The 14055-nt window shown below is 70.4% G+C and carries 11 protein-coding genes; 5 read left to right on the top strand and 6 right to left on the bottom strand.

Going from position 1 to position 14055, the window contains the following annotated elements; translation table 11 throughout:
• Positions 1 to 61: 61 nt before the first annotated feature.
• The 3 genes from ACFWM2_RS17105 (at position 62) to metH (ending at position 5599) form a co-directional block, all read left to right on the top strand.
• Entirely contained in the window at positions 62 to 898 is an 837-nt protein-coding gene (locus ACFWM2_RS17105; RefSeq protein WP_383279625.1) for a formylglycine-generating enzyme family protein, read from the top strand.
• On the top strand, positions 895 to 1611 hold the full coding sequence (locus tag ACFWM2_RS17100) for a formylglycine-generating enzyme family protein (RefSeq protein WP_383279622.1): 717 nt from the start codon (positions 895 to 897) through the stop codon (positions 1609 to 1611). Before ACFWM2_RS17105 ends, ACFWM2_RS17100 begins: the two co-directional genes overlap by 4 nt.
• A 463-nt stretch (positions 1612 to 2074) precedes the next feature.
• Positions 2075 to 5599 (top strand): methionine synthase, encoded by a 3525-nt coding sequence (metH, locus tag ACFWM2_RS17095; protein WP_383279619.1) that lies wholly within the window; start codon positions 2075 to 2077, stop codon positions 5597 to 5599.
• Here the strand turns inward: metH and ACFWM2_RS17090 are convergent.
• From ACFWM2_RS17090 to ACFWM2_RS17065, 6 genes are all read right to left on the bottom strand, one after another.
• Positions 5586 to 6587: a hypothetical protein gene (locus ACFWM2_RS17090; RefSeq protein WP_383279616.1), complete on the bottom strand. Its 1002-nt coding sequence runs from the start codon at positions 6585 to 6587 to the stop codon at positions 5586 to 5588. The two genes, metH and ACFWM2_RS17090, sit on opposite strands and share 14 nt — an antisense overlap.
• Positions 6588 to 6666: 79 nt before the next feature.
• Positions 6667 to 7677 (bottom strand): hypothetical protein, encoded by a 1011-nt coding sequence (locus ACFWM2_RS17085; RefSeq protein WP_383279613.1) that lies wholly within the window; start codon positions 7675 to 7677, stop codon positions 6667 to 6669.
• 31 nt (positions 7678 to 7708) lie between these two features.
• Complete coding sequence (locus ACFWM2_RS17080) at positions 7709 to 9088, bottom strand: cytochrome P450 (protein ID WP_383279610.1); 1380 nt, start codon at positions 9086 to 9088, stop codon at positions 7709 to 7711.
• Positions 9089 to 9093: 5 nt separating this feature from the next.
• A complete protein-coding gene (locus ACFWM2_RS17075; protein WP_383279607.1) occupies positions 9094 to 10233 on the bottom strand; it encodes a serine hydrolase domain-containing protein in 1140 nt (379 codons plus the stop codon).
• Positions 10233 to 10484, bottom strand: a complete 252-nt coding sequence (locus tag ACFWM2_RS17070) for a hypothetical protein (protein ID WP_383279604.1) — start codon at positions 10482 to 10484, stop codon at positions 10233 to 10235. Before ACFWM2_RS17070 ends, ACFWM2_RS17075 begins: the two co-directional genes overlap by 1 nt.
• Before the next feature lie 87 nt (positions 10485 to 10571).
• The gene (locus ACFWM2_RS17065) at positions 10572 to 10856 is read right to left on the bottom strand and encodes a phosphopantetheine-binding protein (RefSeq protein WP_383279601.1); all 285 of its coding nucleotides are present in this window, start codon (positions 10854 to 10856) and stop codon (positions 10572 to 10574) included.
• Between the two features lie 247 nt (positions 10857 to 11103).
• Here ACFWM2_RS17065 and ACFWM2_RS17060 point away from each other — a divergent pair, with 247 nt between their 5' ends.
• Together ACFWM2_RS17060 and ACFWM2_RS17055 are read left to right on the top strand one after the other, a co-directional pair.
• Positions 11104 to 12327 carry a type III PLP-dependent enzyme gene (locus ACFWM2_RS17060; protein WP_383279598.1) on the top strand — a complete coding sequence of 408 codons (1224 nt, stop codon included), beginning with the start codon at positions 11104 to 11106 and terminating at the stop codon, positions 12325 to 12327.
• 459 nt (positions 12328 to 12786) lie between these two features.
• Positions 12787 to 13932: an ABC transporter substrate-binding protein gene (locus ACFWM2_RS17055; RefSeq protein WP_383279595.1), complete on the top strand. Its 1146-nt coding sequence runs from the start codon at positions 12787 to 12789 to the stop codon at positions 13930 to 13932.
• Positions 13933 to 14055: the final 123 nt, after the last annotated feature.

The following is a 14055-nucleotide window of genomic DNA, read 5'->3' as shown; positions in this document are numbered from 1 at the left end:
CACGATGAAGGAGCCGGGAGCCATCAACCGGCATAAGGATCAGGGCACTTAGGGGGATGGAGTGCAGAGTGTCGCACAGCGAACCTTCACCATGGTGAAGTTCGCCGGCCGCCGCCTCACCATTGGCTCATCGGATCCGGACCATCACGCGGAGCCGCCGCACGAGGTGGAGATCGACGCCTTCCGGCTCGCCGACCGCTGTGTGAGCGCTGCGGACTTCGTTCAGTTCCTGCAGGACGAGGCCGCCGAACCGCTGGACCACACCCTCATCGACTGCATCGACCCCGCGTTCATCGTGCACCGCGCAGGCGCCTTCGAACTCCGCCCGGGCTGCGGCAACTTCCCCATGATCCAGATCAGCTACTGGGGTGCGGCCGCCTACTGCAACTGGCTCTCGCGCAGTGAAGGCTTCCCCCTGGCGTACGACTTGGAGCAGCGCACCGCCGACCTCGCCGGCGGCGGCTACCGGCTGCCCACCGAGGCCGAGTGGGAGGCGGCCTGCCAAGAGGGGCGACCCGAGGACCCCCAACTCGCCCCCGACGCCCACAATTCGGCCGATGCGGGCCCGGCCTGCCGGGCGCTGCGCGCCGGCGAGACACTGGCCGGCGGCTTCCTGCCGGGATCCCCCGCCCCCGTGCCGGTGGCGAGCCTGCCACCGGACGCCGCTGGACTGCACCAGATGCTCGGCAATGTCCGGGAATGGTGCCACGACCGTTTCGGCGCCTACGACGCCGAGTTCCAGCGCAATCCCGTGGGCTCGGCCCGCGGAGCCTTCCGGGTGGTCCGCGGCGGCTCGTTCGTCGACCCGGCGCACACCCTCACCGCCACGACCCGCACCGCGGCGCACGAGGACACCCGGTGCGAGGTCTACGGCTTCCGGGTGGTGCGTCAGGGATGACCGCCCACAACACTCCTCTCGTGCAGGCCACGGGGGTCGGCACCCTTCCCGACTTCGTCCGGGTCCCGGCGGGCGAGCTGCCCACCGGCCAGGAGACCGCGGGCTTCGGCCTCTCCGTCCTGCCGGTCACCGTCGGCCAGTACTGGTCCTACCTGGTCGATCAGCAGCTCCTCGACGTCCCCCGGCCGTCCCTGCACTCCTTCGCGCGGCAGCACGGCACCGGCTTGCGCACCGGCCTCGCCGGCGCGGTCGTCCTGGACCAGGAGCTCGACGACCTGCCCGTGACGGGCGTGACCTGGCGCGGTGCCGTCGCCTACTGCACCTGGCTCGGCGCCCGGACCCGGACGCACTGCCGCGTCCCGACGGCCGCCGAGTGGCAGTACGCGGCAGCCGGCCCGCAGCGGTCGCGCTGGTCGCTCGGCGACACCTTCGACCGCGCGGTCTACGCCCCGCAGGCCGATGCGCCCCGCCCCGTCGGCACCACAGGGGCCAACGCCTTCGGCCTGCGGGACATGACCGGCAACGTCTTCGAGTGGTGCGCGGACGAACTCACCGCCCCGTCGGGCGCCCGGCTGGGCTCGCGCGTCATCAAGGGCGGCTCCTACACGGTGCGCAACCCCGAGAGCTTCGAGAACACGACGGCCTTCACCGCCGACGAGCTGAGCACGCTGCCCTACATCGGGTTCCGGGTGCTGCGCACCGGCGGCCAGTGAGCTGACAGCGAGCTGGAGCCGCTGGTGCCGGCTGAGGCCGAGCGGCAGGCGTTGGACGACCGGGTCGGGCGCCGGACGACCGCGCAGGGGCCGGCCCTACGGGCCCGGTTCCTGCGTGACCGGCCGGCGGGGCCCTCGGACGGCCCAGGCCCGGGGTGGCGCGGATCATCACCGACGCCCAGGTCGAAGAAGTCGTGGTCCGCACTCGTGAGGAGACTCCCGAGGGCGGAACGCACCGGTCGAAGCGGTGGCCGGCCAAGGCCGCGGGGGATCTCACCGGCGAGCGTCCCGCGGATCCGGCACGCCTTCGATCACCGAATACATCGGACTTATTCGTCCGGAGCCGGCACCACAGTCGTACCTGCGCCGCTTGCGGACGGCGAGGCCGGGTATCGTGAGAAACGGTGTGCCGGTCCTCCGGCAGCCGCCTAGCCGACAGCCGTCGCAATCTCAGGAGCGTCCCATGTCCTTGAGTCCTGACCTCACCGGCGTCTCCCCCTCCTCCCGCCGCGCTCGGGCGGACGCCCTCCGCGAAGCCCTCGCTTCGCGCGTGGTGGTGGCGGACGGTGCGACGGGCACGATGCTGCAGTCCCTCGAGCCGTCGCTGGAGGACTTCGAGGGCCTGGAGGGCTGCAACGAGGTCCTCAGCGTCACCCGTCCGGACCTTGTCGACTCCGTGCACGTGGCGTACCTGGACGCGGGCGTCGACTGCATCAAGACCAACACGTTCGGGGGCAACTACTCGGCACTGGCGGAGTACGAGATCGCCGACCGGGTCTTCGAACTGTCACGGGCCAGCGGGGAGCTGGCCCGGGCGGCCGCGGACCGATCGTGGCTGTCCAGCGGGTCGCAGCGCTGGGTGCTCGGCTCGATGGGGCCCGGCACCAAGCTGCCGACCCTGGGGCACGTGGAGTACGAGGTGTTGCGCGACGCGTACCAGGCGAGTGCCGAGGGGCTGCTGGAAGGCGGCGCGGACGCTCTGTTGGTGGAGACGTCGCAGGACCTGCTGCAGGCGCGGTCCGCGGTGCTGGGCGCGCGGCGGGCGATGGACCGGCTGGGGTTCACCGTGCCACTGATCTGCTCCGTGACGGTGGAGACGACCGGCACGATGCTGCTGGGCTCGGAGATCGGTGCGGCGCTCACGGCGCTGGAGCCACTGGGCATCGACATGATCGGCCTGAACTGTGCGACCGGCCCGGCCGAGATGGGCGAGCACCTGCGCTATCTGGCCCGCCACTCGCGTATTCCGCTGTCCTGCATGCCGAACGCGGGGCTGCCGGTGCTCGGCAAGAACGGCGCTCACTATCCACTGACGGCGCCCGAGCTGGCCGACGCGCAGGAGAACTTCGTCCGCGAGTACGGCCTCTCGCTGGTGGGCGGCTGCTGCGGTACGACGCCCGAGCACCTGCGCCAAGTGGTCGAGCGGGTGCGGGGGATGGTGCCTGCGCCGCGCGATCCGCGTCCGGAACCGGGTGCGGCTTCGCTTTATCAGTCGGTGCCGTTTCGTCAGGACACGGCGTATTTGGCGATCGGTGAGCGGACGAACGCGAACGGGTCGAAGAAGTTCCGTGAGGCGATGCTGGAGGCCCGCTGGGACGATTGTGTGGAGATGGCTCGCGATCAGATCCGTGAGGGCGCGCACATGCTGGATCTGTGTGTCGATTACGTGGGTCGTGACGGTGTCGCGGACATGGAGGAGCTGGCGGGGCGTTTCGCGACGGCTTCGACGTTGCCGATCGTGCTGGATTCCACTGAAGTGCCGGTGTTGCGGGCCGGGTTGGAGAAGCTCGGTGGTCGGGCGGTCATCAACTCGGTGAACTATGAGGACGGTGACGGGCCGGAGTCTCGGTTTGCGAAGGTGACCGGGCTGGCCCGGGAGCACGGGGCGGCGCTGATCGCGTTGACCATCGATGAGGAGGGCCAGGCCCGCACGGTCGAGCACAAGGTGGCGATCGCCGAGCGGCTGATCGAGGACCTGACCGGGAACTGGGGCATCCACGAGTCGGACATCCTCATCGACACCCTGACGTTCACGATCTGCACGGGTCAGGAGGAGTCCCGGGGTGACGGCATCGCCACCATCGGGGCGATCCGTGAACTCAAGCGGCGTCACCCGGATGTGCAGACCACGCTGGGCCTGTCCAACATTTCCTTCGGTCTCAACCCGGCCGCCCGTGTCGTGTTGAACTCCGTGTTCCTCGACGAGTGTGTCAAGGCGGGCCTGGACTCGGCGATCGTGCACGCCTCCAAGATCCTGCCTCTTGCCCGTTTCGATGAGGAGCAGGTGAGCACGGCCCTCGATCTGATCTACGACCGCCGGGCCGAGGGGTATGACCCGCTGCAGAAGCTGATGGCACTGTTCGAGGGTGCCACCACCAAGTCGTTGAAGGCGGGCAAGGCGCAGGAGCTGGCCGCGCTGCCGCTGGACGAGCGGCTCAAGCGGCGCATCATCGACGGTGAGAAGAACGGCCTGGAGGCCGACCTGGATGCGGCCCTGCAGGAGCGTGCGGCGCTGGACATCGTCAACGCGACGCTGCTGGACGGGATGAAGGTGGTCGGTGAGCTGTTCGGTTCCGGGCAGATGCAGCTGCCGTTCGTGCTGCAGTCCGCCGAGGTCATGAAGAGGGCGGTGGCCCATCTGGAACCGCACATGGAGAAGACCGACGACGACGGCAAGGGCACCATCGTGCTGGCCACCGTGCGCGGCGACGTCCACGACATCGGTAAGAACCTCGTCGACATCATCCTGTCCAACAACGGCTACAACGTGGTCAACCTCGGCATCAAGCAGCCCGTGTCCGCGATTTTGGATGCCGCTCAGGAGCATCGCGCGGACGTGATCGGCATGTCCGGTCTGCTGGTCAAGTCCACGGTGATCATGAAGGAGAACCTGGAGGAGCTCAACCAGCGTGAGCTGGCCGCCGACTACCCGGTGATCCTCGGCGGCGCGGCCCTGACCCGGGCCTACGTCGAGCAGGACCTGCACGAGATCTACGACGGTGAAGTCCGCTACGCCCGGGACGCCTTCGAGGGGCTGCGCCTGATGGACGCCCTGATCGGTGTCAAGCGCGGGGTGCCCGGGGCGGTCCTGCCGGAGCTGAAGCAGCGCCGGGTGCGGGCCACCCCGCAGCCGGCCGTCGAGGAACGCCCCAAGGAGGGCCCGCTCCGCTCCGACGTCGCCGTCGACAACCCGGTGCCCACCCCGCCGTTCTGGGGCACCCGCGTCATCAAGGGCATCCAGCTCAAGGAGTACGCGTCCTGGCTGGACGAGGGCGCCCTGTTCAAGGGCCAGTGGGGCCTCAAGCAGGCCCGCGCCGGAGACGGTGCGACGTATGAGGAACTCGTCGAGAGCGAGGGCCGGCCCAGGCTGCGCGGCCTGCTGGACAAGTTGCAGACCGACAACCTGCTGGAAGCAGCCGTCGTCTACGGCTACTTCCCCTGCGTGTCCAAGGGCGACGACCTGATCCTGCTCAACGACGACGGCAGCGAACGCACCCGCTTCACCTTCCCGCGCCAGCGCCGCGGCCGTCACCTGTGCCTGGCCGACTACTTCCGCCCCGAGGAGTCCGGCGAGCGGGACGTCGTCGGCCTCCAGGTCGTCACCGTCGGCTCCCGGATCGGCGAGGAGAGCGCCAAACTCTTCGAGGCCAACGCCTACCGCGACTACCTCGAACTGCACGGCCTGTCCGTCCAGCTCGCCGAAGCCCTCGCCGAGTACTGGCACGCCCGGGTCCGCTCCGAACTCGGCTTCGCCGGCGAGGACCCCTCACAGGTCGAAGACATGTTCGCGCTCAAGTACCGCGGCGCGCGCTTCTCACTCGGCTACGGCGCCTGCCCCGACCTGGAGGACCGCGCCAAGATCGCCGACCTGCTCCAGCCCGAACGCATCGGCGTCCACCTCTCCGAGGAATTCCAGCTCCACCCCGAACAGTCCACCGACGCCATCGTCATCCACCACCCCGAGGCGAAGTACTTCAACGCGCGATAACCGCCCAGTCGTCCAGGGCGCTCAGCACCCGCGTCATGCCCTGGACGTCGTTGGCTTCCCTGGCGGCGTTGAGCGCCCGGCGCAGCAGCGCCGCCCCCTGGGGTGCGCCCCCCTCGGGGCGGCGTCGCAGCAGACCGGCGAGTCCCAAGCACAGCAGCACTTCCGCCGTCGAGGCCGCTGTCGGTTCCAGGTCCGCGAGGGCCTGTCGGTAGACGCGCTCGGCGTCCTCCCACTGTCCGGTGGAGGCCAGCGCTTCCCCGTCCAGCACGCAGGCCCAGGCGAGGGTCGAGGTGGTCAGGGGGCGCAGGCGGTCGTCCACGGGACCCGAGCACAGTGCGCAGAGCCGCCGCAGGTACGGGCGGGCCTCGTCGTGACGGCCGGCGCCACTGAGCGCGCGTGCGGTGGTCGCCAGCGCGCGCAGAGTCCCCTCCAGGTGGTGCAGCCGCTCGAACTCCGCCGAGGCGCTGTCCGCCTGGGCGACGGCCAGGTCGGTGTCGGTCCGGGACAGGGCCACGGCCACGTGCAGCCGCCCCCAGGCGGTCTGTTCCGCGTCGCCGGCCCGTTGTGCGCACAGAAGTGCTTCCGCCGCGCAGATCCGGGCCCGCTCGTCGGACCCGTGGACGGTGAGGTGGTGCCGGGCGGCATAGTTGAGGAAGGCCGCCTCCCCGCGCGGGTCCCCCAGTGCACGCGCGGCCTCCCGGCCGAGGGTGAACACCTCGTCCCACAGGTCGGCGTCGGGCCAACAGTCGAACGCCCAGTGCACCGCCTCGGCCACCTCCGTGACCATGCGGTGGGCGCCGGCCTCGGCGGCGGCGCGCAGGGCGCTCAACCAAGCGAAAGCTTCCTGCCGCAACCAGCCCACCGCGGCCTCCTTGCCGTCCGCGGGCGCTCCGGGCGCCAAACCACGCCCCGCCAGGGCGGCGTCGTCCAGCAACCGGCGCTGGTGCGCGAGCGCTTCGCGGCCCCGGCCCGTACCGTTCTGCTCCACGGGAACACGGCGCCGGTCAGGAGCGGCGGATGCCGTCGTCCGGCGTGGTCCCGGCGTGTTGCGTCTGCCCACGGTCTGGTCACTCTCCTGGCGGGGTGACGGCTTCCGGTCCGGTGGAAGAGGGCCCTGTGGCCGAGGCGCATGCCTGCAGCACCCGCCCCGTGAAGGCGTACTCGGCAGCATCGTTGGGCAGGTCGATGATCACGTCGGTGACGCCCAGCTCCCTGGTCGACCCCAGCCAGGCCGCCACCTGTGCCACGGAGCCGACCAGTTTCGGGGCGTCGATTCCCCGCGCCGGCGCCCCGTACCAGAGGAGCTCGTCGTGCAGCTCCCGTTCCTCGGCGAGGCCGTAGCTGGCGGCGTGCTCACTGGAGACGACCTGGGACATGAACAGGCGCCCGGCGATCTGCTGTCGCCGGTCCGGCTCGCTCAGCCGGGCGGCGGCCTCCCAGGCCTCCTCCTCGGTGTCCCGCGCCACGATGCCGACCAGCATCGAGATCCGCTCCACCTTCTGCTCCTTGCGGGCCCGCTCGACACTCTCCGCGAGCAGGGGGCGCGGCCTGGCCATCATCAGCACGCAGTCGGCCGGGACCAGGCCGGGAGTGGAGGAGGACGGCGTCAGGAGCAGCGACCGGCCCACCGCGGGGTCGCTGCGCCGGGTCAGCTCGGCCTGCAGCTGCTCGGCGAAACGGGCCATCGCGGCACGTGCCGCGATCTTGTCCCCCAGATCGTCCGCGCGCGAGGAACGGGTGGCGCCCGCCACGAGGTTGACGTGCGTCGGGCGCTGGAAGCGGTAGCCGAGGTCGGCGACACGGCGTGCCACCGACTCGGCGCTCTCCTGCTGCGGGCGGACGGCGACGATCGGTTCGAGTGCCGTCGACCCCGCCAGTACGTCGAAGGCGGCGAGCCAGGGGTCCAGGGCCACCGGGAAGTCGTAGACGAACGCTCCGGTCAGCCCGACCTGTTCGGCGGCTCCCATGAAGGCCCCGAGCCGTTCCAGGTAGGCGTGGGGTTCCAGGGTGCCACCGAAGCCGAACCGCACGGAGTGCGGGGGAACGATGAAGTTCAGCGACATGGGCCACGACGGCACGAGGGATTCCTTTCGCTCGGCTCGGTCCCGGTCATCCGTGCACCCCGGCCCGGGGCCTGACCTCGCGTACCGCCACGGGTACGCCTCCGTCGGGCCACATCGTGGCGACGCCCGTGGGCGACACGACGTCGGTGGTCAGCTCGAAGTCGATGCGCCGCGCCAACTCGGCGATCAGCACCTTCAGTTCGAGCTCGGCGAAGGCGTATCCGATGCATTTGCGGTAGCCGCCGCCGAAGGGGACGAAGCTGTAGGGCACGGGGTTGTGGTGGTCGGGAGCCTCCTCGTCCCACCGCTCGGGGCGGAACTCCAGTGGATCGGGCCACAGTTCGGGCATGCGATGAGTGACGTACTGCGAGTACAGCACCTTCGCCCCGGCGGGTATGAGGTGTCCGGCGAACTCGAAGTCCTCGACCGCCGTCCTGCCGGTCAGCACCCCGGGTGTGTACAGGCGCAGGATCTCCGAGACCGTCCAGTCGGTGTAGCGCATGCCCCGGATCAGTTCGGCCGTCAGCACCTCCTCGCCCGCGACCTGCTCCACCTCCTCCCGGATGCGGTGCAGCACTTCGGGATGCTTGAGCAGGGCGTACACCGCCCATCCCGCCGCCGAGCTGCTGGAGTCGTAGCCGGAGGCGATGAGGCTGATGACCTGGTCGCGCACCTCGAGGTCGGCGAGGTGGTCGCCTTCGAAGTACGACTCGAGCAGGGCGTCCAGGACGTCGCCCTGGTCATTGGGCTCGGCCCGCCGCTTGGCGATCTCGGTCCGTACGTACCGGTCGACGCGCTCGCGGGCCGCCATGGCCCGGCGGTAGGCGGTGCCCGGCAGGTCGTAGTCGAAGCGCAGGAACGGCGACCGGTTGATGTAGTTCAGCGCGGTCTGCAGTTCGCGGCCGATGTCGTCGGTGTGGGCCTTGAGCCGGTCGCCGAAGAGGGAGTGGATCGCGATCCGGCGGATGCAGGAGCGTACGTCCGCGAAGGCGTCCACGGCGTCGCCGGCGTGCCACCCGCTGATCATGCGGTGGACCTCGTCCACCATCGCGGGCACGTAGCCCTCGATGCGCTTGCGCGTGAAGGCGGGGCGGACCAGGGCCCGGCGCCGGCGGTGGTCCTCCCCGTCGCTGACGACCATCGCGTTGGCGCCGACCACCGGAATCAGCAGGGTCAGCACGTCACGCGAGAGGAACTTGGGGTTGCGGGGTGAGTCCGTCAGCAGCAGCTCGTTGGCCTCGGCTCCGAACATCAGCACGTACTGCTGGCCGCCGACGCCGAACTTGCAGACGGGTCCGTGGACGCGGTGGAGTTCGACCAGCGCGTCGTAGGGCTTGCCCAACAGGCCCTTGATGTAGCGGCGGTGGCCCAGCAAGGTGGGTCCGGGCAGGCGGTTGACCATGTCCCGGGTACGGGAACTGCCCATCGTCGTCACTCCGTTTCCGTGCCGGCGAGCGCGGCGCTCCGGCCCGCGCGGGGCAGGCGCGGCAGGTCCAGATCGTCGTAGAGGGCCCGTACGAGTGCGTAGCGGCGGGCGAAGGTCTTGACGTCGTCGAGGCGGCCGTTCCAGTACACCGCCACGACCAGGTCGAACAGCGGGTCCACCAGCAGGGTGGAGGTGTTGCCGCCGGCGTGGCCGAACGTCCGGGCCGAGGTGCGGCGCCCGAAGATGGCCGGCTGCGTCATGATCCCGAGGCCGTAGGGGAAGTCGGTGTCGCAGATGGAGCGGTCCGGGGATCCGGGCCAGTGCGTGGCCGTCAGGGCCTCCACCGTCGACGGGCGCAGGATCGGGGCGCCCTGATGCAGGCCCTTGGCCAGCAGCACCTCGCCCACCACGCGCAGGTCCCGCATGTCGCCCCACACGCCGACACCGGGCAGGGGCAGCGCGCTGGCCAGTTCCATGTAGCGCAGGCCGTCCTCCTCGCCGGGCGGTGCGGTCACCTTGACCCGCCGGTCCGCGGGCAGGGCCGGGTCCAGGCCCAGGGTGGCGCTGAGACCCAGGCGTTGGAACATCCGCCGGTAGCTGTCGCCGGACTGTCCGCCGTCGAGCGTGTTGAGCACGCGGTCCAGCAGGTACCACGTGGTCACGGGGTTGTAGACCATGGTGCTGCCGGGCACCGGGCCGACCGCGGCGTCGCAGACGACCGCCCAGATCAACGCGTCGATGTCCGACCAGGCGAAGTCGCCGAGGTCGGTGCCCGTGGTGTCGATGGACATGACCGGGTCGGCGACACCCAGCGTGTGGGTGAGCAGGTCCCGTACACGGACCCGCTCCTTGCCGCCGCCGGTGAACTCGGGCAGCACCTTGGACACCGGGGTGTCCAGGTCCACGGCGCCCGACTCCCAGGCCTGGGCGAAGGCGAGGGCCCCGACCGGCTTGGAGGAGCACGTCCAGGGGACCATGCTGTCCAGGGTCAGCGGGTGGCCGTCCCCGTTGTCCCCGACGGCGAGGTCGACGACCTGTCCTCGGTGGGAGACGGAGAGCTGCACGCCCGTCTCGATGCCCCGTTCGATCTCGGCCTCGAGCAGCCGCTGCACCGCGGAGAGCTGGAAGGGCTGGGTGGCGGTCATCACGCCTGAGCCCCCTCTGCGGTGGGGTGGACCAGCAGATAGACGTCGCGCAGCGTCAGGCGGTCCCAGCTGGCGACCAGGTCCGCCTCCACGTCGGCGGGCAGACCGTCACCGATCTGGTCCAGCCAGGCCAGGACCGCGTAGTCCCCCGCGGCCAGCCGGCTCAGCGGCGTCGTCTCGTGGTCCGACAGCGTGTCCGGTATGTGCACGGGACGGACGAATTCCTGGAAGGTGGGTATGTCAGAGCTCATCAGTGGTGTATCCCCCGTTGGTTCGACATTGGGATCACACGCGCTCGCGCCGTGCGAGCAGGCGCGGTCCGCGTGATCTGCGCGCGATCACCGAGCGGTGTCGGTGCTGCTGTCCAGCATGGAGCGGACAGCCGACTCCAGGGAGTGCAGTGACTCGAAGGTCTCTCTGACCAGGAGTTCGTCGGGAAACTGCACGCCGAATCGGTCTTCGATGGTGAGGACCAGTTCGATCGCGGACATCGAGTCGAGGCCGATGTCGGGCAGCCGTACCGTGGTCCACTCGACATCCGGCGGCACGTTCCGCAAGTGGTCGACGAGTGTGTCCCGCAATCGGTCCGCAACGGCCGGGTCGCATGCGTCTGTACCGCTCAAGAGCCCCCCTCTTCACCAGGACTTGCCTGGATCGCTCCACGGGTCACGCGGCTCACCAGCCGCTCACATAGTGATCCGTAACAAGCCATCTCGCACATACGAACGGGAGTACAGTATGGGCGTGATCCACGCTGCCGCAAGCACCGTCCAGGACAGCAGAGTTGACCCGGCGGCGACGTAATGGGCCGTGCTCGTTCCGGGGCGGTCCTCGGTTGGGAGCCATCGGAAGAGGAACGGACGCCCCGACGTGATTGACCGCGTTCTCCGCGACACCGCTGAACGCTTCGGCACCCCCGTGTACACCTACGACCTGGCCGAACTGCGGCGCAGGTCAGTGGACTTGCGGTCGTCGCTACCCGACTTCGCGGGCCTGTACTACTCGCTGAAGGCCAATCCCCACCCGCTGGTGGTGGCCGAGCTGCGGCGGGCGGGGTGCCGGGCAGAGGTCTCCTCGGCCGGGGAGCTGGGCGCGGCCCTGGAGGCCGGGCACCGTCCTGAGGACATCCTGTACACGGGTCCGGGGAAGTCGCTCACGGAACTGACGCAGGCGCTGACCGAGGGTGTCACCACGTTCTCCTGCGAATCGGCGGCCGAATTGCGTCGCTTGGGCCTGGCGGCCGCCTCTGCGCGGCAGCGGGCGAAGGTCCTGCTGCGGCTGCAGCCGCCCCTGGGCAGCAAGGCGGGCCTGTCCATGGGGGACGGCCGGCAGTTCGGCTTCACGGTCGAGGACGCGCTGCGCGCGTGCGCCGACTTGCCGGCCGGGGTCGAGCTGCGCGGCTGTCACGTCTATCTCGGTTCCCAACTGCCCGACACGGACGCCCTGCTGGAGGCGTTCGCCCGCGCCAAGGACACGGTGGAACTGGTGAGCCGGGCGGCGCGCACCCCGCTCGATGTCGTCGACCTCGGCGGGGGTTTCCCCTGGCCGTACGCGACGGCCGGCTCGGGCGCGGAACTGACCGGACTGCGGGCCGGACTGGACAAGCTCCTGTCCACCTGGGACACGGGGCCCGCCCCTCAGGTGTACTTCGAGGCGGGCCGGCGGCTGGTCGCCTCGGCCGGGCATCTGCTCACCACGGTGCTCGACGTCAAACAGCGCCCGGAGGGCACGATCGTCGTGCTGGACGCCGGCATCAACGTCTTGGGCGGCATGAGCGGACTGGGCCGGGTGCTGCGCCCCGCTGCGGGGTTCGAGAACCTCTCCGCCGGCGACGACCGCGAACCGGTCACCGCCGACGTGGTCGGCCCGCTGTGCACTCCCCTGGACCGGCTGTCGGTCCGCGCGACCCTGCCGCAGCCGCGCGAGGGCGACCTGCTGAGTGTCCCCAATGTCGGTGCCTACGGGCTGACCGCCAGCCTGACCCGTTTCCTCAGCCGTCCCCCGGTCACCGAGGTGGTCCACGACGGGGGCCGACTGATCGGGGCGTCACGGCAGGTGCTGACCACCGAGGACGTGTCGCCCGCCGCTGGATGAGAGGGCGGTGGGCGCTCATGCGCTCAGGTCAGGCGCGAGGGGCCGCAGTTCGGCCATGTCACGACCTCGCAGCGCACGCCCGGCGGATCACGCCGCCCGCTCCCGCGCGCGGCGGCGATCATCTCGACGAAGAGGCGACACCGAAGACGTCCGTGCCGCCACGGAATTGAGGCGGACGAGGAGCCTGGTCCGTCGAGGCCTTCGCCCACGGCCGCCCTCACGTCACCGCTCGTCCACGCCCTCCGGTGGATTCCCCGATCCATTACGGCAGTTGGGCGGCCGACCGCGCCCTGGGTGCCGGCCCCGTTCCACCGTTCGGTTGAACGGGAGTTCCATCTCCAGCACGTGGGCCGCTCCGTACGGGCGACGCGCGGTGGCTCTCGGCGGGATCAGAATCAGGGATGACCATGGCGCCGTGGTCCGTGTGATCTGAACCTTCCCGTCAGAGAGGTGCCCAGAGTGTCTCGCTTGTTCAGCAGACGACATGTACTTGCCACCGGTACCGCCTTCGGTCTCGGGGCGCTCGGTGCCACCGCGGCACCCGCCACAGCGGCATCCACAGCCGCGGACTCGACCACCCCGTCGGCGCCCGGTACCGGTGCCGAGGAGACCAGGACGCTCGACGAGCTCTACCAAGCCGCGCTGGCCGAGGGCGGCAAGCTCGTCATCTACGCCGGCGGGGACACCCAGGCGCAGCAGGAGTCCACCAGGGAGGCGTTCCGCGGCAGGTTCCCCGACATCGACCTGACGCTGATCGTCGACTACAGCAAGTTCCATGACGTGCGCATCGACAACCAGTTCGCGACCGACACGCTCGTCCCGGACGTCGTACAGATGCAGACGTTGCAGGACTTCCCGCGGTGGGACGATCTGGGGCGCCTGCTGCGCTACAAGCCGGCCGGTTTTTCGAAGGTCCACGACGGTTTCAAGGACGCGAACGGCGCCTGGGTCGCCATCCAGACGGTCGCCTTCAGCTTCGTCTACAACATCGCCCAGGCCGGCTCGGACGTCCCGAAGACCCCGCTCGAACTCATCGATCCGAAGTGGAAGGGCAAGCTGGCGGCGCGCTACCCGCACGACGACGACGCGTCCCTCTACCTCTTCACGCTGTACGCGGAGAAGTACGGCTGGGACTGGGTGGCCGCGCTCGCCGCACAGGACGTCCAGTTCCAGCGCGGCACGCTGCCGGCGGACGCGGTCGCCGCCGGTCAGCGGACGATCGCCATCGGCACGGGCGGCACCCCCCTCACCTCCACCACGTCCCCGACGGCGTGGGTGCTGCCCGACGACCACCCCTTCATGTCCTGGGGTACACGGGCCGCGATCTTCAAGCAGGCCAAGCACCCCACCGCCGGCAAGCTCTATCTGAACTGGCAGCTCTCCCGGCAGGCGACCGTCAACGGCTGGTCGGTACGCACCGATGCGACGCCGCCCGCCGGACTGAAGCCCCTCTGGGAGTACCCGAACGCGAACATCGACGGCTTCCGCCGGTTCATGTCCGACCGCGCCGACGTCGAGCGCTGGAAGCAGACCTTCGCCCTGTACTTCGGCGAGGTGACGGGCGCCGACACGGCGGGTTGGCTGGGACTCCACCCGGGCGCCTGAACGCCGTTGGCGTGGTGGGGGGGGGGGGGGGGGGTGAGCCCCCCCCCCCCCCCCCCCAACCACCCCCCCCCCCCCCCCCCCCCCCCCCCACCCCCCCCACCCCCCCCCCCCCCCCCCCCCCCC

It is taken from the genome of Streptomyces sp. NPDC058371 (genome assembly GCF_042723265.1).
GTDB lineage: Bacteria > Actinomycetota > Actinomycetes > Streptomycetales > Streptomycetaceae > Streptomyces.
The sequence above is the reverse complement of the archived record's forward strand: the minus strand, read 5'-3'. Positions and strand labels throughout refer to the sequence as shown.